This window comes from Amycolatopsis sulphurea (assembly GCF_002564045.1).
Taxonomy (GTDB): Bacteria; Actinomycetota; Actinomycetes; order Mycobacteriales; family Pseudonocardiaceae; genus Amycolatopsis; species Amycolatopsis sulphurea.
This window is the reverse complement of the sequence record NZ_PDJK01000002.1, coordinates 1,701,632-1,721,157: the sequence shown is the minus strand read 5'-3', so window position 1 is coordinate 1,721,157 and position 19,526 is coordinate 1,701,632. Positions and strand designations below refer to the sequence as shown.

Genomic DNA, 19,526 nt, shown 5'->3' with positions numbered 1-19,526 from the left:
CTGGTGCACAAGGTCACGGTGATGAGCCGCGCCGGATGCCACCTGTGCGAGGTGGCCGAGGCGGACGTCGCGCGGATTTGCGGTGAACTGGGCGTGCCCTGGGAGACCTCGGATGTGGACAGCGACCCGGAATGGCGTGCCGAGTACGGCGATCAGGTGCCGGTGATCCTCATCGACGGCGCCGAGCACGGCTACTGGCGGGTGGAAGAGGAGCGGTTCCGGCGTGCGCTCGCCTGATCCGGCCGGCCGGTGAGCAAGCCGTGACCGTCCACAGTGCACGCCGAAGATGGTGAGGTGAGTGCCTTGAAGGAGGCCCCGTCCATCGCTGCGCCCAGGTTGTCGCTTGCCATGGCCACGTTCCTGGGGTTGGTCGCGCTGGTCACCGCGCTTGGCGTGGGGCACTTCGCGGCGGCGTTCGTCGGGTATCAGGCGTCGCCGTTCGTGGCGGTGGCCGATTTCGTCATCGCGCACAGCCCGCATCCGGTCGTGGTGTGGGCGGAGCGGACCCTCGGGACGGCCGACAAGACCGTGCTGAAGATCGGTCTGGCCGTGGTGCTGGCCGGGTTCGCGGTGCTGACCGGACAGCTGTCCCGCCGCAGTGCGGGGCCGGGGCAGGTGCTCATCGGGTTGCTGGGGGTCTTCGGGATCGTCGCGGTCTACCAGCGCACCGACGTCGGGGAGCTGGCGTTGCTGGCGCCGGTACTCGCGATGGTCGCGGCGATGCTGGTCTTCGGCTGGCTGCATCGGCGTGCACTGCCCGCCGCTGCCGAACCTCGTACCGGACCGCATACCGGGCTGACCCGGCGGCAGGTCCTGCAGCGTGGGGCGACGGTGGCGGTCGGCGCAGGTGTCGCCGGTATCGCCGGTGAGATCATCGCCGATACCGGCAGCGCGGCAAGCTCGCGCGCGTCGGTCGGGCCGCTGATCCCCGCGCGCAAAGCCCCGCCGCTGCCGCCGGACGCGGATTTCGTGAAGCACGGTTGCCCGCCGTTCATCACGCCGAACGCGGATTTCTACCGGATCGACACCGCGTTCGTGGTGCCGCAGGTGCGGACCGGCGAATGGCAGCTGAAGATCCACGGCATGGTCGACCGGGAGATCACACTGTCCTATTCGGACATTCGGAACCGCCCGCTGGTCGAACGGACGGTGACGCTCACCTGCGTGTCCAATGAGGTCGGTGGGGATCTGGTGTCCACTGCGGACTTCATCGGCGTGGACCTGATCGACCTGCTCACCGAGGCGGGCGTGCGGCCCGGCGCCCAGCAGATGTTCGCGACCAGTGTGGACGGTTTCACCTGCGGCACCCCGGCCACCGTCGCACTCGACCCGAATCGCGGCGCGATGCTGGCGATCGGCATGAACGGCGAACCACTGCCGATCGAGCACGGTTTCCCGGCCCGCATCGTGATTCCCGGCCTGTACGGCTATGTCTCGGCCACGAAGTGGGTCACCGACCTGGAATTCACCACCTGGGATGCGCGCCAGTCGTACTGGCTGCAGCGCGGCTGGGCGGAACAGGCCCCGATCAAGACCGAGTCGCGGATCGACCGCCCTGCCTCCGGCGCCTCGGTGCCCGCCGGCGCGGTGCGGGTGGCCGGGACCGCGTGGGCACAGCATGTCGGCATCGAGAAGGTGGAGGTCCGGCTGGATCAGGGACCGTGGCAGCAGGCCCACTTGTCGGCGGAAGTGAACAAGGACACCTGGCGGATGTGGTGGGCGGACCTGACGGCCGCCGCCGGGGGCCACACGGTCACCGTCCGCGCCACCGACCAGTCCGGCTACACCCAGACCGACCACGTCGCCGACCCGGTGCCCGATGGGGCCACGGGCTGGCATTCCGTGTCTTTCACTGCTGGGTGAGGTTCTCGGCAAGTGCGCGAGCCGTGGTTGGGCCGGTTGAACCTGCTGCCAGGTGGGATGACAGCGGAAAGTGAGCCTCTAGCCACAGCTTCGGGTTGTGGTTGCCTCAGGCTGGGGTCACTCGGCCGCCAGGGCAGTCGTCGGCCGACTTGCTTTCCTCTACCCCAAGCGCCCTTGCCTGCCGGACTCGGCCACTCCGCCGAAGCGCCCCCGGTCATGGCGGTGACCAGTGACTTTGTGCCCGCGTTCACAAGTGGACTACCGTAGGTCCGTCGGCCCCGCGAAGCCCGGCATCAAACCGGACGCAAGCCGTGGGGTCAAGAGTCGGTTTCCCGCCACCCGGGTGGCCTGGGAGCGGACCTGAGCCAGCCGGACGAGGAGAGACCAGCGTGGGGACACAGCGGGGTGGGCGCGGCGGTGCCGAACCGCCGGTCACTCCACCCCAGGGCGAGCCTGCGGCCACGGACGGTGACGAAGCCCGGGCTGTCCGCCGTCGCAGCGGTGGGCGAGCGGCCGGTAACGGCGGCGCGGGTAACCGCCGGGCCGGGGCGGAGGAGAACGGCGGCGCCGCGGTGACCGGTAACGGCCGCGCGGCCGCGCCAAGGGCTGCCGGAAGCAGTCCGCCACGCAGAACCGCCCGGGCGACTCCCGACGGAGCCGCCCGAGCCACCTCTGACCGAACCGCCCGAGCCACTCCCGACGGAGCCGCCCGAGCGACTCCCGAGAGAACCGCCCGAGCGACTCCGGACAGGACCGCCCGAACCGCCCCGGACGCCGACAACGCGCCCACCGCCGAGATCCCCGCCGTTTCCGAGGTCGAGGACACTGCGGTCCGGGCGAAGCAGATTCCCGAGGCCGCGGTCGCTCGCCTGGCCGTCTACCTGCGGGTGCTGTCGGGGCTCGCGGAGCAGGGCGCGACCACCGTCTCCAGCGAGGAGCTCTCCGCCTCCGCCGGGGTCAACTCGGCGAAGCTGCGCAAAGACCTGTCCTACCTCGGCTCGTACGGTACCCGTGGGGTCGGCTACGAGGTGCGGGTCCTGGTCAGCCAGATCGAACGTATCCTCGGGCTCACCCGGCAGCATCGCGTCGCCGTGGTCGGGATCGGTAATCTCGGGCACGCGCTGGCCAACTACGGTGGGTTTCCGGGGCGCGGGTTTCCGGTCGAAGCGCTCTTCGACACCGACCCCGATCTGATCGGTATCCCGGTCGGTGGGATCCCCGTCTCGCATCTTGAGGAAATTCCGCGCATTTGTGCCGAACGGCAGATTTCCGTCGGGATCATCGCCACACCTCCTACCGCTGCGCAGTCGGTGTGCGACAGGCTGGTGGCAGGCGGCGTCCAGTGCATCCTGAACTTCGCGCCGGTGGTGCTGCGGGTACCGGCGCACGTCGAGGTCCGCAAGGTCGACTTGGCCGTCGAGCTGCAGATCCTGTCCTTTCACGTGGCTCGTCGCGCCGATCACGCCGAGGCGGCCGCGCAGCACCGGGGTAATCCCGGGTTACCGGGCGCCGGCCTGCCGATCGACAATGGCGGTACGGGTGACGGACGAAACGGCGCCGGAACGGACGGCGGTCTCGGAATGGTGGTGCGCTGAATGAGCGTGTTGGCGGTCGGGCTCTCCCATCGCAGTGCGGACCTCGGCACGCTCGAGCGGGTCGCGGTCCCCGCCGGTGCCGTGCTCAAAGTGCTGCACGGACTCCAGCAGGCGGAGCACGTCAGCGAGGCCATGCTCGTCTCGACCTGCAACCGCATCGAGGTCTACGCCGTCGTGGAGACCTTCCACGGCGGGGTCAACGACGTCTCGGAGGTACTCGCCCACCAGGCCGGGGTGGAGCCCGCCGAGCTGTACGACAACCTGTACGTGCACTACGCGGGCGCCGCCGTCGAGCACCTGTTCGCGGTCGCTTCCGGGCTCGACTCGATGGTGGTCGGCGAGACGCAGATCCTCGGCCAGGTCCGGGCCGCGTACGCGACCGCGCGCGAAGCCGGCACGGTCGGCCGCACGTTGCACGAGCTGATCCAGACCACGCTGCGCGTCGGCAAGCGTGTGCACTCCGAGACCGGGCTCGACCAGCTCGGCGCGTCCGTGGTGTCCGAAGCCCTGAACGCGGCGGGTGAACTCGCCGGCAAGCACGCGCTGATCGTCGGGGCCGGGTCGATGGGCGCGCTCGGCGCGTCACAGCTGGCCAAGGCCGGGATCGGCCGGATCACCGTGGCCAACCGCACCGGAGCGAACGCGGTCCGGCTCGCGGAGAAGGTTACCGAGCAGGGTGTGCCCGCGCGGTCCGTGCCGCTGGCCGAGCTGGCCGATGCGGTGGCCGAAGCGGACGTGGTGGTCTCGTGCACCGGTGCGCAGGACGCGGTGTTCCTGGCCGGGCACGTGCCGCCGCGCGGCGGGCGTCCGCTGGTCGTGTGCGACCTGGGGCTGCCCAAGGACGTCGAGGTGGCGGTCGGCGAGCTGGCCGACGTGACCGTGGTCGACCTGGAGACGATCCAGCGCCGCATGCGCGAAGCCGGCGCGCCGACCACCGAGCGCCAGCGGGCCAAGGCCACCGGCATCGTGCTCGACGAGGTGCGCGAGTACCTCGCCGGGCAGCGCAGCGCCGAGGTCACGCCCACCGTCACCGCGCTGCGCCGCCGCGCGGCCGAGGTCGTGGACGGTGAACTGCTGCGCCTGGACCACCGGCTGCCGGAACTGGACAGCCAGGTGCGGGAAGAGGTCGGCCGCACGGTGCGCCGGGTGGTCGACAAGCTGCTGCACGCGCCGACCGTGCGCGTCAAGCAGCTGGCCGCGGAGACGGCCGACACCGATTACGCCAACGCCTTGCGCGAGCTGTTCTGCCTCGACCCGCAGGCCCCCGCGGCCGTGGCGAGCCCCACCGCATCCCCCCTGCCCCCGGAAATCGAGAAGAAGTCGTAAGTGACCAGAGTCATTCGCATCGGCACGCGAGGCAGCAAGCTGGCCCTCGCCCAGACCGGCACCGTCGCCGACGCCCTGCGCGCCACCGGCGCCGAGGTCGAGATCGTCACCGTGACCACGCCGGGCGATCTCTCCAGCGCCCCGATCTCCGAGATCGGCGTCGGCGTGTTCACCTCCGCGTTGCGAGAAGCCTTGCTGCGCAACGAGATCGACGTGGCAGTGCATTCGTACAAGGATCTGCCCACGGCGCCGGAGCCCGGTCTCGTGCTGGCCGCGGTGCCCCCGCGCGAGGACCCGCGGGACGCGCTGATCGCCCGGGACGGCCTCACGCTCGGCGAGCTGCCGCCCGGTTCGAAGGTCGGCACCGGAGCGGCCCGGCGGATGGCGCAGCTGCGCGCGCTGGGGCTCGGTTTGGAAATCGTGCCGATCCGGGGCAATATCGATACCCGCATGCGCAAGGTGACCGACGGTGAGCTCGATGCCGTGGTGCTCGCGCGTGCCGGACTGGCCCGGACCGGCCAGGTCGGGGTGATCACCGAGACCCTCGACCCGATCCAGATGCTGCCTTCCCCCGCGCAGGGGGCGCTGGCGCTGGAGTGCCGGGCCGCCGACGTGGACACCGAGCACCTGCTCGCGTCCACTGTGGACGATGAAAGCACGCGGGTCGCGGTGACGGCCGAGCGTGCCCTGCTGGCCGCGCTCGAGGCGGGGTGCAGCGCCCCGGTGGGGGCGCTCGCCGAGATCGTCGAGGACCTCGACGCCGAGGGCGCGGTGCTCGAACGCATCTCGCTGCGCGGCACCGCTGCCGTGGAAGGCGAGAACGGCGCGGTCGACATGGTGCGCGCGTCCGGTATCGCCGACCTCGGCGAAGCCGAGCAGCTCGGCCGGACACTGGCCGCCGAACTGCTCGACCTCGGGGCCGGCGCGCTGTCCGGCCCCGCACACTGACGCCCCGCGTCATCGACCCGCACGACCTGCCCGACATCCGTGGCCGGAGTACCGGCCGCCCAAGAGGAGAAGAACACCAACGATGACCCCCGCTCGCAAGACCGCAGGGCGCGTCGCTTTCGTGGGCTCGGGCCCCGGTGACGCCGGTCTGCTCACCGTCCGCGCCCAGGAGCTGCTGGCCAAGGCCGAGGTCGTGGTGACCGACCCGGACGTGCCCGCCGGCGTGCTCGCCTACGCCGCGGCCGACGCCGAGGTGCGGCCCGCCGTCGGCGAGCCCGCCGACGTCGCGAAGGACCTGACCGCCGAGGCCAAGGCAGGCCGGCTCGCGCTGCGCCTGGTCTCCGGCGACCCGCTGACCAGCCCCGCCGTGGTGGCCGAGGTGCAGGCGGTGGCCCGCACCTCCGCCGTGTTCGACGTGATCCCGGGCGTTTCGCCGGGTGCCGCGGTGCCCGCCTACGCGGGTGTCGCGCTGGGCGGCACGCACACCGAGGTGGACGTGCGCGGCGAGGTCGAGTGGGGCGCGCTGGCCGCGGCCCCCGGCCCGATCGTGCTGCACGCCACCTCGGCGCATCTGGCCGAGGCGGCCAGCCAGCTCACCGAGAAGGGCCTGCCGCCGTCCACCGCGGTCGCGGTGACCGCCAACGGCACCATCAACACCCAGCGCACGCTGGACACCACGCTGGCCACGGTGGCCAACGACGCCGGCGAGCTGGTCGGCCCGCTCGTGGTGACCATCGGCCAGGCGGCCGGGCAGCGCTCGAAGCTGTCCTGGTGGGAGTCGCGCGCGCTGTACGGCTGGAAGGTGCTCGTGCCGCGCACCAAGGAGCAGGCCGGCGAGATGGCCGACCGGCTGCGTGGGCACGGCGCGACCTCGCACGAGGTGCCGACCATCTCGGTCGAGCCGCCGCGCAGCCCGGCGCAGATGGAGCGCTCGGTGAAGGGCCTGGTCGACGGCCGCTACCAGTGGATCGTGTTCACCTCCACCAACGCGGTCCGCGCGGTGTGGGAGAAGTTCGAGGAGTTCGGCCTCGACGCGCGGGCGTTCTCCGGCGTGAAGATCGCCTGCGTCGGCGAATCGACCGCGGCGAAGGTGCGCTCGTTCGGCATCATCCCGGAGCTGGTCCCGCAGGGCGAGCAGTCGTCCGAGGGCCTGCTGGCCGAGTTCCCGCCCTACGACGACGTGCTGGACCCGGTCAACCGGGTGCTGCTGCCGCGGGCCGACATCGCCACCGAGACGCTCTCGGCCGGGCTGGTCGACCGGGGCTGGGAGGTCGACGACGTGACCGCCTACCGCACCGTCCGGGCCGCCCCGCCGCCCGCGGAGACCCGCGAGATGATCAAGACCGGCGGGTTCGACGCGGTCTGCTTCACCTCGTCCTCGACCGTCCGCAACCTGGTCGGCATCGCCGGCAAGCCGCACGCCCGCACCCTGGTCGCGTGCATCGGCCCGAAGACCGCGGAAACCGCCGTGGAATTCGGCCTGCGGGTGGACGTCCAGCCGGAGAAGGCCGACGTCCCGCACCTGGTGGACGCGCTGGCCGAGCACGCCGCCCGGCTCCGGGCCGAGGGCGCGCTCCCGCCGCCGCGCAAGGCCAAGCGCACCCGGCGCAGCTGAGGCGCTTCGCCTTACCGCTGAGAGAGGTCCGTGAAGGGGCCCTTGACGGACTCAGAGTCCGTCAAGGGCCCCTTCACGGCTTTCGCGGGAGGCCCCTCTCCGAATTCCGGAGAGGGGCCTCGGTGTATAGTGTGTGTATGTCGAGGATCAACGTGTACGTGCCGGATGAGCTGGCGGAGCGGGTGAAGGCTGCCGGTCTCAACGTCAGTGCGCTCGTGCAGGCCGCGCTGTCCGATGCGCTGCAGCGGCAGGCAACGGACGCGTGGCTCGACGCTCTCCCCGTGCCGCGTCACAAGGTTTCGCATGAGGCGGTCATGGACGCCATGGATGCGGCACGTGCGGAACTGGGTGACGTGTCGGATGCGTGATCCGGCGGCGGAAATCGTGGTCCTTGACGCTTCCTTGCTGGTGGAGTTGCTCGCGGAGACGAAATATGCCGATGCGGCAAGGAAGCGGCTGCGTGCCACGGTTCTGCACACTCCCGCGCATTTCGATGCCGAGGTCCTTTCCGCGCTGGGCAGATTGCACCGTGCTGGTGATCTGACCGCGGAAGAGGTCGGTATTGCACTGGATAAGCTGACCAGTCTGCCGCTTACCCGCCATCCGGTCGCTGAGCTGGTGGCAGGTGCCTGGGCGCGGCGTGCCGAGATCCGGCTGGCCGATGCGCTCTACGTAGAGCTGGCCGCACGGCTACGCACGACTGTGCTCACCACCGATCGCAGACTGGCCCGGGCCACCTCACTCGCCGAGGAGATCGCCTGAGCGCCGGAGTACCGTGGTCGGCGTGTTCCCTGAGCAACGACCCCGCAGGCTCCGTACCACGCCGGCGATGCGCAGGCTGGTCGGCGAGACGACTCTGCGCCCGCGTCAGCTGATTCTGCCCATGTTCGTGGCCGAGGGGGCGGCTGCGCCGCGGCCGATCAGCAGTATGCCGGGGGTGGTTCAGCACACCCGGGACACGCTGCGGAAGGCGGCGGTGGAGGCGGTCAACGCCGGGGTCGGCGGGCTGATGCTGTTCGGCGTGCCGGCGCACCGGGACGCCGAGGGGTCCGGCGCGGTGGACGAGAACGGCATCCTCAACGTCGCCCTGCGCGATCTGCGCAGTGAACTCGGCGACGCGACGGTGCTGATGGCCGACACCTGCCTGGACGAGTTCACCGACCACGGGCATTGCGGCGTGCTCGACGCCGACGGCGACGTGGACAACGACGCGACGCTGCGCCTGTACGGGGAAATGGCGGTCGCGCAGGCGGAAGCGGGCGCGCACGTGCTCGGGCCGAGCGGCATGATGGACGGCCAGGTCGGCGTCATCCGCCGCGCGCTCGACGAGGTCGGGCATCTGGACAAGGCGATTCTGGCGTATTCGGCCAAATATGCCAGCGCGTTCTACGGCCCGTTCCGGGAAGCGGTCGATTCGCAGCTCAAGGGCGACCGCAAGACCTACCAGCAGGATCCGGGCAACGGGCGGGAAGCGTTGCGGGAGATCGAGCTGGATCTGGCCGAGGGCGCGGACATGGTGATGGTCAAGCCCGCACTGTCCTATTTGGACATCATCAAGGCGGCGGCGGACCTCTCGCCGGTGCCGGTGGCCGCGTACAACATCTCCGGGGAATACGCGATGGTCGAGGCGGCCGCGGCGAACGGCTGGCTGGACCGCGAGCGCACCGTCCTGGAGGTGCTCACCTCCATCCGCCGGGCCGGTGCGGACCTGATCCTGAGCTACTGGGCCGCGGAGGCCGCGGCCTGGCTGGATTGAGCCAGGGCTAGGGTTCTCCGGTGGCCGACAACGACGAGCCGGATGGCGGATTGACCGGTGCCCCTTCTCCCCGGGACCGCGGGCTGACCGACGACGAACGGCGCAAGCAGGGCCGGGCGCCGGATCCGGTGTTGCCCGGGCAGTCCGTGGCGAAGGCGCAGCCGCCGAGCCAGGTGCAGATCGCGTTCGTGCTCATCCTGGTGGGCGCCGTGGTGCTGCTGGCCGGGCAGATCGTCACCATCCTGCTCAAACAGCAGCTGATCGACGACGCGATCCGGCACGGCACCGAGTCCGGGCAGAAGTTCGACCCCGACGACGTGGCGGCCAACGCGGACACGCTCATCTGGGCGTTGTTCGTCGGGGCATTGTGCTTCGGTGCGCTGATGTCGTTGTTCGCGTGGAAGGCCCGGGAAGGCACCCGGTCCGCGCGTACCGTGGTCGCCCTGCTCATCGCCGTCGGGCTGGTGTTCCAGCTTGGGCTGGTGCGCAGTGTGTTCTCGGTGGTCTCGTCGCTGGCTCTGGTGATCGCGCTGATCCTGTTGTACCTGCCGAAAGTGGCGGAGTACTTCCCGAAGGCCGGCAAGAAGCTGTAATGGGGCGCACCCTGTACGCCGAACCAGGCGTCCGCTGGACGGCGCTCGTCTGGGGACCGCTGTTCGCGCTGCTGGGTGCGTTCGCCGAACTGGCCACCGGCGGGCCGGTGCACGTGACCGGCTGGGTGCTGATCGGCTTCGCGCTGGCCGCGCTTACGCTGCCCTGGGTGTACGCCCGCCGCCGGTTCCTGTCGCTGGCGGTCACCACGCAGGGGCTGCGTCAGGGCCGGGAACACCTGCCCGCGGCGCGGATCGCGGAGGTGGCCGACGTCGGCGCCCCGGTGGGGGCCAAGGTGCTCGGCGGTGGCTGGGCGGTACCACGTAAATACGACGAGCTGCCGGTGAAGCTCGACGACGGCACAGTGGTGCTCGCGTGGGCTCGGGATGTCGAGTCGCTGCGGGCGGCGCTGGGTGAACTCGTCGCGGGCAACCGCCGGCCGGACCGGTCCGAGGGACATGAAGATGACAACTGAACCCGGGAGAGGGAAGCGGGGCGACGGCGAACCTGAAAAGGTGGACCCCGTGATCGACCTTCCCCAGCCGACCGGCGCCGGACTGTGGCCACCGGAGGAAGCCGAGCCGCCCTCGTGGCTCAACCAGCCGTGGCGGGCCTTCGTCGCGCTCGGCGAGATCGTGGTGGCCGGGGTCGTGGTGTGGCTGGCGTTTCTGCTGTGGGTGGCCGGCCACATCGACGTGTGGATCACGGCACCGGACGGGGTGACGCTCGATTCGCAACGGTACTTCGGCGGATACCTCGCCGGGGCGCTCGGGCTCGGCACGCTCGCCGCGGTGCTCGTGGTGGACGCGATCCGTCAGTTGCTGCTCGCGGTGCGTGCGCGCCACCGTAAGAAGGAAAGCTGAAGCCCGCCGGACACCATGGCGGATACACAGCTGTCACATAGGAAACCGACAGCTGACTGCTAAGCAGAGCCAGCACTGTTGCCCGCATGACGCGGCTGCGCACCCGGACCTGGGTCCTCAACGGAGTGCTCGTCGTGCTGCTAGGCGGCGCGGCTTTCGGGATCTACCAAGCATTTTCCCCCTCCGCCGGTACGGCGCAAGCGCAGACCCGGACCACGCCGGTCCGGCGCGCCACCGTGACCGAGACCGTTTCCGCGGCCGGTACCGTGGCCAGCGGGTACACCGGCGCGGCGAACTTCACCAGCGTCGGCAAGGTCACCGCGATCGACGTGAAAGTCGGCGATGTGGTGAGTGCTGGGCAGAAACTCGCCACCATCGATTCCACCCAGGCGGCGAAGCAACTTCAAGTGGCCAAAGCGAATCTCGCGGTTGCTGAAGACAATCTGGACACCAGCAGTACTTCCGGTACATCCGGGCAGACCGGAGCCCAGGCACAGGACACCACCGCCTCGCTTCAGGCCAAAGTGGACCAAGCCCAGCTGGACGTGGACAACGCGCAGACGGCACTCGACGCGACGGTGCTCACCGCGCCGGGCGCGGGCACGGTGACCGCGGTGAACGGTTCTGTCGGCCAGCAGTCGAGCAGCGGGTCGAGTGGTGGTTCCGGTTCGAGCAGCAGCGCGCAATCGTCCACATCGTCCGGATCGGGTGCGCAATCCGGTAGCGGGCAACAACAGTCGTCGGTTTCTTCGGGCAGCAGCGGGTTCATCGAGATCACCGATATGAACAGTCTGCTCGTGAACACTTCGATCGCGGAAATCGACGTGAGCAAGGTGAAGGCGGGGCAGCAGGCCACAGTGACGCTGAACGCGTTGCCGGATAAGCAGATTCAGGCGAGCGTTTCAAAGGTCGACCTGACCCCGACCACGAGCGGCAGCGTCGTCTCCTACGGCGCGCAGCTGACCTTGACGAACCCGCCGTCCGGGTTGCGGCCGGGGCAGTCGGCGAGCGTGGTGGTCACCGTCGCCGAGGCCGACAACGTGCTGAGCGTGCCCGCCGCGGCCGTGCAGACGGCGGGGACGACCAGCACGGTCACGGTGCAGCAGAACGGAAATACCGTGCCGCGTCAGGTCGAGATCGGGGTTCGCGGTGAGGCGACGGTGGAGATCAAGTCTGGTCTGTCCGAAGGGGACAGTGTGGTGATGACTGCGGCCTCCCCGTCGGCGACGAGCGAGACCAGCGGGCAGCGTAGTGGTGGCCTCGGTGGTTTCGGCGGCGGCCAGGGCGGCTTCACCGGTGGTCAGCAGGGCGGACTCGGTGGCGGCAGGGGACGCGGATGAAGCCGGTGATCGCGGTTTCCGGGCTACGCAAGACTTACGGCAGTGGGGAAACCGCGGTGCACGCTCTGCGCGGGGTGGAGCTGGTGGTGCAGCCGGGGGAGTACGTGGCCATCATGGGTGCCTCCGGGTCCGGCAAGTCCACTTTGCTCAATCTGCTCGGTTGTCTCGATGTGCCGAGTTCGGGCCGGTATCTACTCGACGGGATGCCGGTCGGTGAACTCACCGAACGCCAGCTCTCCTTGCTGCGCAACCGGAAGATCGGGTTCATCTTCCAGTCCTTCAATCTGGTGCCGCGAACCAGTGCTCTATCCAATGTGGAGCTTCCGTTGATCTACAGCGGACTGCGCCGGGCGGAGCGGCGGCGCCGGGCGGTGGCCGCGCTGGAGCTGGTCGGCCTGTCCGATCGTGCGAAGCACCTGCCGAGCGAGCTGTCCGGCGGGCAGCAGCAGCGGGTCGCGGTGGCCCGCGCGCTGGTCACCGGGCCTGCCCTGCTGCTGGCCGACGAACCGACCGGGAACCTGGACCGGGCCAGTACCGAGGACGTGCTCGGCGTGTTCGACCGGCTCAACGCGCTCGGCCGCACGGTCGTGGTGATCACGCACGAGGACGAGGTCGCCGTGCACGCGCACCGGGTGGTGCGGGTCAGCGACGGGCTGATCGTGGCGGACGAGGTCACCCGGGCGAGGGGCGTGGTCGCGTGAACCTGGCGGAGATCCTCCGGTTCGCGGTGCGTGGGCTCACCGCGAACAAGCTGCGTTCGGTGCTGACCACGCTCGGCATCACGATCGGTGTCGCCTCGGTGATCCTGCTGGTGGCCGTGGGAAACGGGGCTTCGGCCGCGATCACGGCCAGCATCCAGGGCCTCGGCACGGACGTGGTGAACGTGTCCCCGCTGCGGGGCGGCGCGCAGGGCACCACGACGCGGCCGCTGACCGTGCAGGACGCGCACGCGCTGGCCGATCCGGTCGGCGCGCCGGACGTGCGGGCGTCCTCCCCGGTGGTCAGCACCACCGCGACCGCGGCCTACGGACAGACGTCCTACGACGTGTCGAGCGTGATCGGCACCGAGCCGGGCTACTTCACCACCACGAACCGGCAGGTCGCCGACGGTGCGCTGTTCACCGCCGAAGACGTCACGCAGGCGCGCAAGGTCGTGGTGCTCGGCCCGGCCACCGCGCAGTCGATCTTCGGTGCGAGCGAACCGGTGGGGAAGAACGTGCTGCTCAACAGCATCCAGTTCACCGTGATCGGGGTGCTGCAGACGAAGGGCAGCAGCGGCCTGCAGAACGCGGATGACGTGGCGATCGCGCCGATCAGCTCGGTGCAGAACTCGCTCGCCGGGTACGGCGCACTGAGCCAGATCGCCGTGCAGGCGAATTCGGCGGAGTCGGTTTCGCTGGCGCAGGCCGAGGTGACCGCGATACTGAACGCCCGGCACGGCATCCGGGCCGGGGCCACCCCGGACTACCAGGTCCAGAACTCCGCGCAGCTGCTCGCGACGCGCACTTCGGCGGTGAGCACGTTCACGGTGCTGCTCGGCGCGGTGGCCGCGATCTCGTTGCTGGTCGGCGGGATCGGGGTCACGAACATCATGCTGGTCACGGTCACCGAGCGGATCCGTGAGATCGGGATCCGCAAGGCGATCGGCGCGCCCCGCTCGGCGATCCTCGGCCAGTTCCTCGCCGAGGCGACCATCCTGAGTCTCTTCGGCGGCCTGCTGGGTGTCCTGATCGGACTGCTGGGCAGCCGCTTCGGCTTCGCCGGCATCCAGCCGGTGGTGGTGCCCTCCTCGATCGTGCTCGCCTTCGCGGTGTCCGCGCTGATCGGGCTTTTCTTCGGCAGTTTCCCGGCGAACCGGGCTTCGCGGCTGCGGCCGATCGACGCTCTCCGGCACGAATAGGAGTTCCCGCCATGTCCGCATCCGCTCCACCAGAACCGTCCACTCCGGACGATCCCACGACGGAACTCCCGCCGGTTCCCGAGGATCTGGTGGCCACCCCCGCGGTCGACGCCGACCTCGGCACGGAGCTTCGACGCGTCGCCCGCCCGTTTGGCAAGCCGACGCTCGTGCTCGCCGCGGTACTCGTGCTCGCGGTGGCGTTCGGCGCCGGCGCCTGGACGCACGCGGCATTCGGCTCGTCGAGTGGCACCGGTTCGGCCTCTGACGCCGGACGTTCGGCACCGGGCTCGGGCCAGCAGGGCGGCGGGCAGGCAGGCGGCTTTCGTGGTGCCGGTGGCCGGGGCACCGCGGGCACCGTGGAAAAAGTCGACGGCAGCACGGTCACGCTGAAGACCGTGCAGGGCGAGGAAGTCAAGGTGTCCGCTTCGGACTCCACGACGGTCGGCCTGACCCAGCCGGGCAAACTCGCCGACCTCAAGCCCGGCGCGACGGTCACGGTGCAGGGCCGGACGGGAACGGACGGGTCGGTGACCGCGCAGTCGATCGTGCAGCAACCTGCGCGCTGAGGCGGTCTGTGAAGGGGCCCTTCACGGACGCTAAGGCCAATGCCAGGAACTTAGGTCGGTTCTGGGTTGGTGTGGTGTTGGTTTGGTTGTGGTGGGTGGTGTTGTTTCTGCTGTGGGCAGGATGTGGACCTGGTAGCTGGCTTTGGTGCTGGTCGGTTGCGGGGTTTTGCTGCGGTGGGGGTAGCGCGTGGTGGTGCGTTTGAGTGCTCGGGGGTAGACGCGGTGGTGGGTGTGGACGGTGATCAGCTGTCGGCATAAGTCCTGGGCCACCCATTGGAGGTGTCGGGATGTGTCGGCGGGTGTGGTAGTGATCGCGTGTTCGGCGGCGTCGCGGGCGGAGGTGAAGGAGATCCGGGACGGGTCGAGGTTCTGGGTGAGCGCTGCGTGGCTGATCAGCAGCCGGATGGCCTGGTAGACGATCAGGGTGGCCCAGAGTTCCTGCTGGGCGCGGATCGGGGTGTGGCCGCGCAGGGGCCGCTTGGCCAGCAGCGTGGTTTTGATCTCTTTGATGCCGGTTTCGGCGGTCCAGCGGCGGGCGTAGAGGGCGACGAGCTGGCCGGCGGGTGCGTGTGCGGGGTCGAGCAGGCTGGTGACCAGCCGGTATTTCTCGGTGCGGGTGACGCCGTCGACGGTGACGGTGATCAGTGCTTCGACCACCCGGACGACGATGCCGTTGATCGGGCGGGGCGTGGGCGGGCGGTGCCCGCGTTGCTTGTTGCGGCGCACGTTGCGCGCCCAGCGGCGGGCGTCGGCCGGGGCGTGGAGGGTGGACAGCCAGGACCCGTCCGGCAACGCGTGCTGCACGGGCAGCTTCGGGGTGTTCTGCTTGGCCCGCCACAGCAGATGCGCGCCCCGTTCCCGCGCCGCGGTCCACAGTGGATAGCCGAGGAAGCAGCGGTCGGCCAGCAGCAGCATCCGGTCGTGCAGCCGGGGCAGCAGCTGATAGGCCAGGGTGGGCTCGCCCTGGCTCAGCGGGCCGGTGACCGCGCCGAGCAGACGGCGGCTGCCACACGACAGCAGCACCAGCACCCGGATCTTGGACGGCCCGCGGGCCACGCCTGTGCGGTGATGGGGCGGGAAGTGTTCACGGTTGGCCGCGGTGTCGGCCGGCTCGACCTCGGTGCCGTCCCAGGCACACACCTCCAGCCCGAACGCGTGCGACCACGGCCTGTTCCGGGTAGGCGCCGCCCGCGCCAGCGCGCCGAACAACAACTGGAAGGGCACCACGCCGATCCGGTCCCGCAGCTTGGTCAGCGCCGTGCTGGCCGGCGGCCACCAGCCCAGCACGGACAACCGGGGCAGACTCTCCTGCGAGAACATCGCCCTGATCGTCGCGTTGCCGGACTTGGTGCGCAGCAGGCACAACGCGAGCACGAAGTACACGCCCAACCGCGACGGCAGTGCCCGGAACCGCCGTTCGTCCCGGCCGGCGACGGCCAGCGCCTCATCAACCAGCGCGGGCGGGACGACCCACGACAGCAACCCCAGCCCGGCCTGTGACAACAACCGACCCACCGGCGAGGACCAGCCCGAGGGCATGACACCATGAACGGACAACGAGGCTCCTGGCTTGCTGATGATCTCGACAATCACCAGCTCTAGCCGGAGCCTCGTTGCCTATCCACACCACCACGCCGATCACACCCAAACCGTGATCAACACCACCCACCAGACCTTAAGTTCCTGGCATTGGACGCTAAGGCTGTGAAGGGACCCTTCACAGCGGTCCGCCCGCGGCTTCACCTCACGTCGTTGAGCGCGATGATCGCGATGTTCAGCGCGGTCGTGTAGCAGAGCCAGCCGAAGTAGAGCAGCAGCAACAGCGCGGCGGTGCGGGACCGGCGGTAGAACAGGCCGACCGTCATGATCACGAAGAAGTCGAGCAGCACGATGTCCACACAGGCGAGCCGGACCGAACCGCCGGCGAAGAACAGCGGCGCCCAGAGCAGGTTGAACAGCAGGCCGATGCCGTACAGCGCGAAGCCCTGCGTTTCCCCGTCGGTGCGCCAGTACGCCCAACCAGCCAGCGCGAGGACCACGTACGACACTGTCCACAGCGGACCGAACCACGCGCCCGGCAGCGCCCAGGACGGGGCCTCGAACTGGCTGTAGACCTCCGGCGCGGCCATTGTCGAGAGCGAGCCGACCAGCGCGACCACGGAGACCAGGCCGAGGAACAACGCGAGCATGACCCACGGGTTGCGCTGCTGAGTGGGCGCCGTCACGTCTCCTCCTGTTCCGCTCGGCGTTACTAATCCGACCAAAAGCAGGCCGACCCCCACCCGGCACGTAACCGTTGCCACGAAGCCATGAGGCCGTGACTGTGGTCGGATTGGTAATGATCGGCACAGTACTTGCCAAAATACCGCCTGGCCCGGTGGTTCGCCCTGGCTGCACGCGGCCGGGTGGGGCGGCGTGCCTGGCCGCGGATTTGCAAGACTGGGCAGGTGAGCACTGGCACCGAGCAGTCCAAGCGTTGGTTCGAACGGGCGAAGGCAGCCGTCCCCGGCGGGGTGAACTCGCCGGTGCGGGCCTTCAACTCGGTCGGCGGCACGCCCCGGTTCATGGTCCGCGGCGAGGGCCCGCACCTGTGGGACGCGGACGGCAACCGCTATGTCGACCTGGTCTCCTCCTGGGGGCCGATGATCCTCGGGCACGCGCATCCGCGGGTGGTCGCGGCCGCCCGGGAGGCCGCGACCGGCGGGCTGTCCTTCGGCACCCCGACGATCGGCGAGGTCGAGCTGGCCGAGGAGATCATCGGCCGGGTCGCCCCGGTCGAGCAGGTCCGGCTGGTCAACTCCGGCACCGAGGCCACGATGAGCGCCATCCGCCTGGCCCGCGGCTTCACCGGGCGGCCGAAGATCGTGAAATTCGCCGGCTGCTACCACGGGCACGTGGACGCGCTGCTCGCCCAGGCGGGCTCCGGCGTCGCCACGCTCGGGCTGCCCACCTCGCCCGGGGTCACCGGGGCACAGGCGGCGGACACGATCGTGCTGCCGTACAACGACCTCGCCGCGGTCCGGCAGTCCTTTGTGGAAAACGAAGGCCAAATCGCCGCAGTGATCACCGAGGCGGCGGCGGGCAACATGGGCGCGATCGCGCCGGAGCCCGGGTTCAACGCCGGGCTGCGCGACCTCGCGCGCGAGCACGGCGCGCTGTTCATCGTGGACGAGGTGATGACCGGGTTCCGCGTCTCGCGCGCGGGTTGGTTCGGCCTCGAAGACGTGGCCGGTGACCTGTACACCTTCGGCAAGGTGATGTCCGGCGGCCTGCCCGCGGCGGCATTCGGTGGCCGCGCCGACGTGATGGCCAAGCTGGCGCCTGGCGGCCCGGTGTACCAGGCGGGCACGCTGTCCGGAAACCCTGTCGCGGTGGCCGCGGGCCTCGCCACGCTGCGTATGGCCGACGACGCTGTGTACGCGAAGCTCGACGCCAATGCAAAGCGTCTCGGCGACCTCTTCGCCGCGTCGCTCACCGAAGCGGGCGTCGCACACACCGTGCAGTACGCGGGCAATCTCCTCAGCGTCTTCTTCACCGAGACCCCCGTGCGCAACTACGCCGAAGCGCAGGCCACGGAGACCTGGCGGTTCGCGCCGTTCTTCCACGCGCTACTCGACGCGGGCGTGTACGGCCCACCGAGCGCGTACGAGGCGTGGTTCGTGAACGCGGCAATGGACGACGAGGCCTTCGGCGTCATCGAAGCGGCGCTCCCGGCTGCCGCGCGCGCTGCGGCTCAGGCGGTGCAGTCGTGACCACGGTCGTTCACGTGCTGCGTCACGGTGAAGTGCACAACCCCGACAAGATCCTGTACGGCCGGTTGCCGAACTTCCGGCTGTCCGAGAGGGGGCAGCGACAGGCGCTGACCGTGGCAGAGGCCGTCGCGGGGCATGACCTCGCGTACGTGGTCGCTTCGCCGCTTCAGCGGGCGCAGGAGACCGCGGCGCCGATCGCTGCGGGGCATCGTCTCGACATCGCCACCGACGACGGGCTGATCGAAGCGGCGAACGTCTTCGAGGGCCAGCGCGTGGCCGTCGGCGACGGCGCGCTGCGACAGCCGAAGGCATGGCCGCACCTGGTCAACCCGTTCCGGCCGTCCTGGGGCGAGCCGTACCTGGAGATCGCGCACCGCATGGTCGGCGCGGTCCATCGTGCGCGGGAGAAGGCCGAAGGTCGCGAAGCGCTGTGCGTGTCCCATCAGCTGCCGATCTGGACGCTACGGCGCTTCCTGGAGGGCGAGCGTCTGTGGCACGACCCGCGCCGCCGCCAGTGCTCGCTCGCTTCGCTCACCAGCCTGGTGTTCGACGGCGAAGCCCTGGTGGAGATCGTCTACAGCGAGCCCGCGGGCACGACCGATCCGAAAGTGACCGGCGCATGAAGCGGCGGGTGCTCGGGGTGCTGCTGGCGGCCGCGCTGACCGTCGCCGGCTGCTCCACCGGCAAGGACGCAGTGGTCTCGGGCGGTACCTTCACCTTCGTTTCGCCGGGTGGGCAGCTCGACATCAGTTATCCCGTGGACAAGCGGCAGAAGGCACCCGTGATGTCCGGGGACGACCTGATGCACGACGGCAAGCAGCTGTCGCTGGCCGATTTCCCCGGTAAGCCGATCGTGCTCAACCTGTGGGGCCAGTGGTGCGGGCCGTGCCGTTCGGAGTCCCCGGAGCTGGAGAAGACCAGCAACGAGATCCAGCCGATGGGGGCGAAGCTGATCGGGCTGGACGTCCGCGACCCGGCCCGCGACGTGGCACAGGACTTCGTGCGGGACCGCGGGCTGACCTACCCGTCGATCTGGGATCCGTCCGGCCGCGTGCTGCTGCAGCTGACCGGGTACCCGCGCAACATCATCCCGTCCACCATCGTGCTGGACAATCAGCACCGGGTGGCCGCGGTGTTTCTGCGTACGGTGGCCTCCTCGGACCTGATTCCACTCGTGCAGAAGCTGGTGGCGGAGAAATAGCGTGCCGTCCCGGCCCGGGTGCTCGCCGGTCAGCTTGCCGACCGCCTTCTCCACCGCGCCGCTTTGCTTTCGGCGTCGGGTCCGTGAAGGGTCCCTTCACAGACTCCTGTCCGGAGGATCCACCCGGAAAGCCCGGCCGGGACGTAGGTCCCGTCCCGTTGTGGCGTAGGTCCTGTGAAACGGCCCCGCCGGTCTTACGCCCAGCTCACT

At 70.0% G+C, this 19,526-nt stretch carries 21 protein-coding genes; 19 read left to right on the top strand and 2 right to left on the bottom strand.

All coding sequences use genetic code 11. The features are described from left to right. From ATK36_RS14025 to ATK36_RS13950, 16 genes are all read left to right on the top strand, one after another. Nucleotides 1–237, top strand: coding sequence for a glutaredoxin family protein (locus ATK36_RS14025; RefSeq protein ID WP_098511799.1), 237 nt, complete (start codon nt 1–3; stop codon nt 235–237). A 111-nt stretch (nt 238–348) separates the two neighbouring features. Further along, nucleotides 349–1,863 carry a molybdopterin-dependent oxidoreductase gene (locus tag ATK36_RS14020; protein ID WP_170069732.1) on the top strand — a complete coding sequence of 505 codons (1,515 nt, stop codon included), beginning with the start codon at nt 349–351 and terminating at the stop codon, nt 1,861–1,863. A gap of 797 nt (nt 1,864–2,660) precedes the next feature. Next, nucleotides 2,661–3,458, top strand: coding sequence for a redox-sensing transcriptional repressor Rex (locus ATK36_RS14015; RefSeq protein WP_098514879.1), 798 nt, complete (start codon nt 2,661–2,663; stop codon nt 3,456–3,458). Beyond that, nucleotides 3,459–4,784, top strand: a complete 1,326-nt coding sequence (locus tag ATK36_RS14010) for a glutamyl-tRNA reductase (RefSeq protein ID WP_098511797.1) — start codon at nt 3,459–3,461, stop codon at nt 4,782–4,784. Then, entirely contained in the window at nt 4,785–5,732 is a 948-nt protein-coding gene (gene hemC / locus ATK36_RS14005; protein WP_170069731.1) for a hydroxymethylbilane synthase, read from the top strand. An 82-nt stretch (nt 5,733–5,814) separates the two neighbouring features. Then, nucleotides 5,815–7,347 carry a bifunctional uroporphyrinogen-III C-methyltransferase/uroporphyrinogen-III synthase gene (locus ATK36_RS14000; RefSeq protein ID WP_098511796.1) on the top strand — a complete coding sequence of 511 codons (1,533 nt, stop codon included), beginning with the start codon at nt 5,815–5,817 and terminating at the stop codon, nt 7,345–7,347. Between the two features lie 137 nt (nt 7,348–7,484). Continuing rightward, nucleotides 7,485–7,715 (top strand): type II toxin-antitoxin system CcdA family antitoxin, encoded by a 231-nt coding sequence (locus tag ATK36_RS13995; RefSeq protein ID WP_098511794.1) that lies wholly within the window; start codon nt 7,485–7,487, stop codon nt 7,713–7,715. Further along, nucleotides 7,708–8,109, top strand: a complete 402-nt coding sequence (locus ATK36_RS13990) for a type II toxin-antitoxin system VapC family toxin (protein ID WP_098511793.1) — start codon at nt 7,708–7,710, stop codon at nt 8,107–8,109. Before ATK36_RS13995 ends, ATK36_RS13990 begins: the two co-directional genes overlap by 8 nt. 22 nt (nt 8,110–8,131) lie before the next feature. Next, a complete protein-coding gene (gene hemB, locus ATK36_RS13985; protein WP_098514877.1) occupies nt 8,132–9,103 on the top strand; it encodes a porphobilinogen synthase in 972 nt (323 codons plus the stop codon). Nucleotides 9,104–9,123: 20 nt separating this feature from the next. Next, nucleotides 9,124–9,696 carry a hypothetical protein gene (locus ATK36_RS13980; protein ID WP_245914712.1) on the top strand — a complete coding sequence of 191 codons (573 nt, stop codon included), beginning with the start codon at nt 9,124–9,126 and terminating at the stop codon, nt 9,694–9,696. Beyond that, nucleotides 9,696–10,169 (top strand): hypothetical protein, encoded by a 474-nt coding sequence (locus tag ATK36_RS13975; protein ID WP_098511791.1) that lies wholly within the window; start codon nt 9,696–9,698, stop codon nt 10,167–10,169. Before ATK36_RS13980 ends, ATK36_RS13975 begins: the two co-directional genes overlap by 1 nt. Before the next feature lie 49 nt (nt 10,170–10,218). Then, a complete protein-coding gene (locus tag ATK36_RS13970) occupies nt 10,219–10,557 on the top strand; it encodes a hypothetical protein (RefSeq protein WP_098514875.1) in 339 nt (112 codons plus the stop codon). A gap of 86 nt (nt 10,558–10,643) precedes the next feature. Beyond that, a complete protein-coding gene (locus ATK36_RS13965; RefSeq protein ID WP_098511790.1) occupies nt 10,644–11,897 on the top strand; it encodes an efflux RND transporter periplasmic adaptor subunit in 1,254 nt (417 codons plus the stop codon). Next, complete coding sequence (locus tag ATK36_RS13960) at nt 11,894–12,598, top strand: ABC transporter ATP-binding protein (RefSeq protein WP_098511788.1); 705 nt, start codon at nt 11,894–11,896, stop codon at nt 12,596–12,598. The genes ATK36_RS13965 and ATK36_RS13960 overlap by 4 nt, the downstream gene beginning before the upstream one ends. Then, nucleotides 12,595–13,797: an ABC transporter permease gene (locus ATK36_RS13955; protein WP_098511787.1), complete on the top strand. Its 1,203-nt coding sequence runs from the start codon at nt 12,595–12,597 to the stop codon at nt 13,795–13,797. The genes ATK36_RS13960 and ATK36_RS13955 overlap by 4 nt, the downstream gene beginning before the upstream one ends. Nucleotides 13,798–13,808: 11 nt before the next feature. Further along, the gene (locus ATK36_RS13950; RefSeq protein ID WP_098511785.1) at nt 13,809–14,363 is read left to right on the top strand and encodes a DUF5666 domain-containing protein; all 555 of its coding nucleotides are present in this window, start codon (nt 13,809–13,811) and stop codon (nt 14,361–14,363) included. 30 nt (nt 14,364–14,393) lie between these two features. On the opposite strand, the gene ATK36_RS13945 is transcribed toward ATK36_RS13950, so the two are convergent. Then, nucleotides 14,394–15,956, bottom strand: coding sequence for an IS4 family transposase (locus tag ATK36_RS13945; RefSeq protein WP_141544433.1), 1,563 nt, complete (start codon nt 15,954–15,956; stop codon nt 14,394–14,396). A 146-nt stretch (nt 15,957–16,102) separates the two neighbouring features. Then, nucleotides 16,103–16,588: a TspO/MBR family protein gene (locus ATK36_RS13940; RefSeq protein WP_245914709.1), complete on the bottom strand. Its 486-nt coding sequence runs from the start codon at nt 16,586–16,588 to the stop codon at nt 16,103–16,105. A 222-nt stretch (nt 16,589–16,810) separates the two neighbouring features. Between ATK36_RS13940 and hemL the strand changes: the two genes are divergently transcribed. The 3 genes from hemL to ATK36_RS13925 are packed head-to-tail and all read left to right on the top strand — an operon-like array spanning nt 16,811 to nt 19,316. Next, complete coding sequence (gene hemL, locus ATK36_RS13935; RefSeq protein ID WP_098511782.1) at nt 16,811–18,115, top strand: glutamate-1-semialdehyde 2,1-aminomutase; 1,305 nt, start codon at nt 16,811–16,813, stop codon at nt 18,113–18,115. Then, nucleotides 18,112–18,738 (top strand): histidine phosphatase family protein, encoded by a 627-nt coding sequence (locus ATK36_RS13930; RefSeq protein ID WP_098511781.1) that lies wholly within the window; start codon nt 18,112–18,114, stop codon nt 18,736–18,738. The genes hemL and ATK36_RS13930 overlap by 4 nt, the downstream gene beginning before the upstream one ends. Then, nucleotides 18,735–19,316: a TlpA disulfide reductase family protein gene (locus tag ATK36_RS13925; protein ID WP_098511779.1), complete on the top strand. Its 582-nt coding sequence runs from the start codon at nt 18,735–18,737 to the stop codon at nt 19,314–19,316. Before ATK36_RS13930 ends, ATK36_RS13925 begins: the two co-directional genes overlap by 4 nt. Nucleotides 19,317–19,526 lie beyond the last annotated feature (210 nt).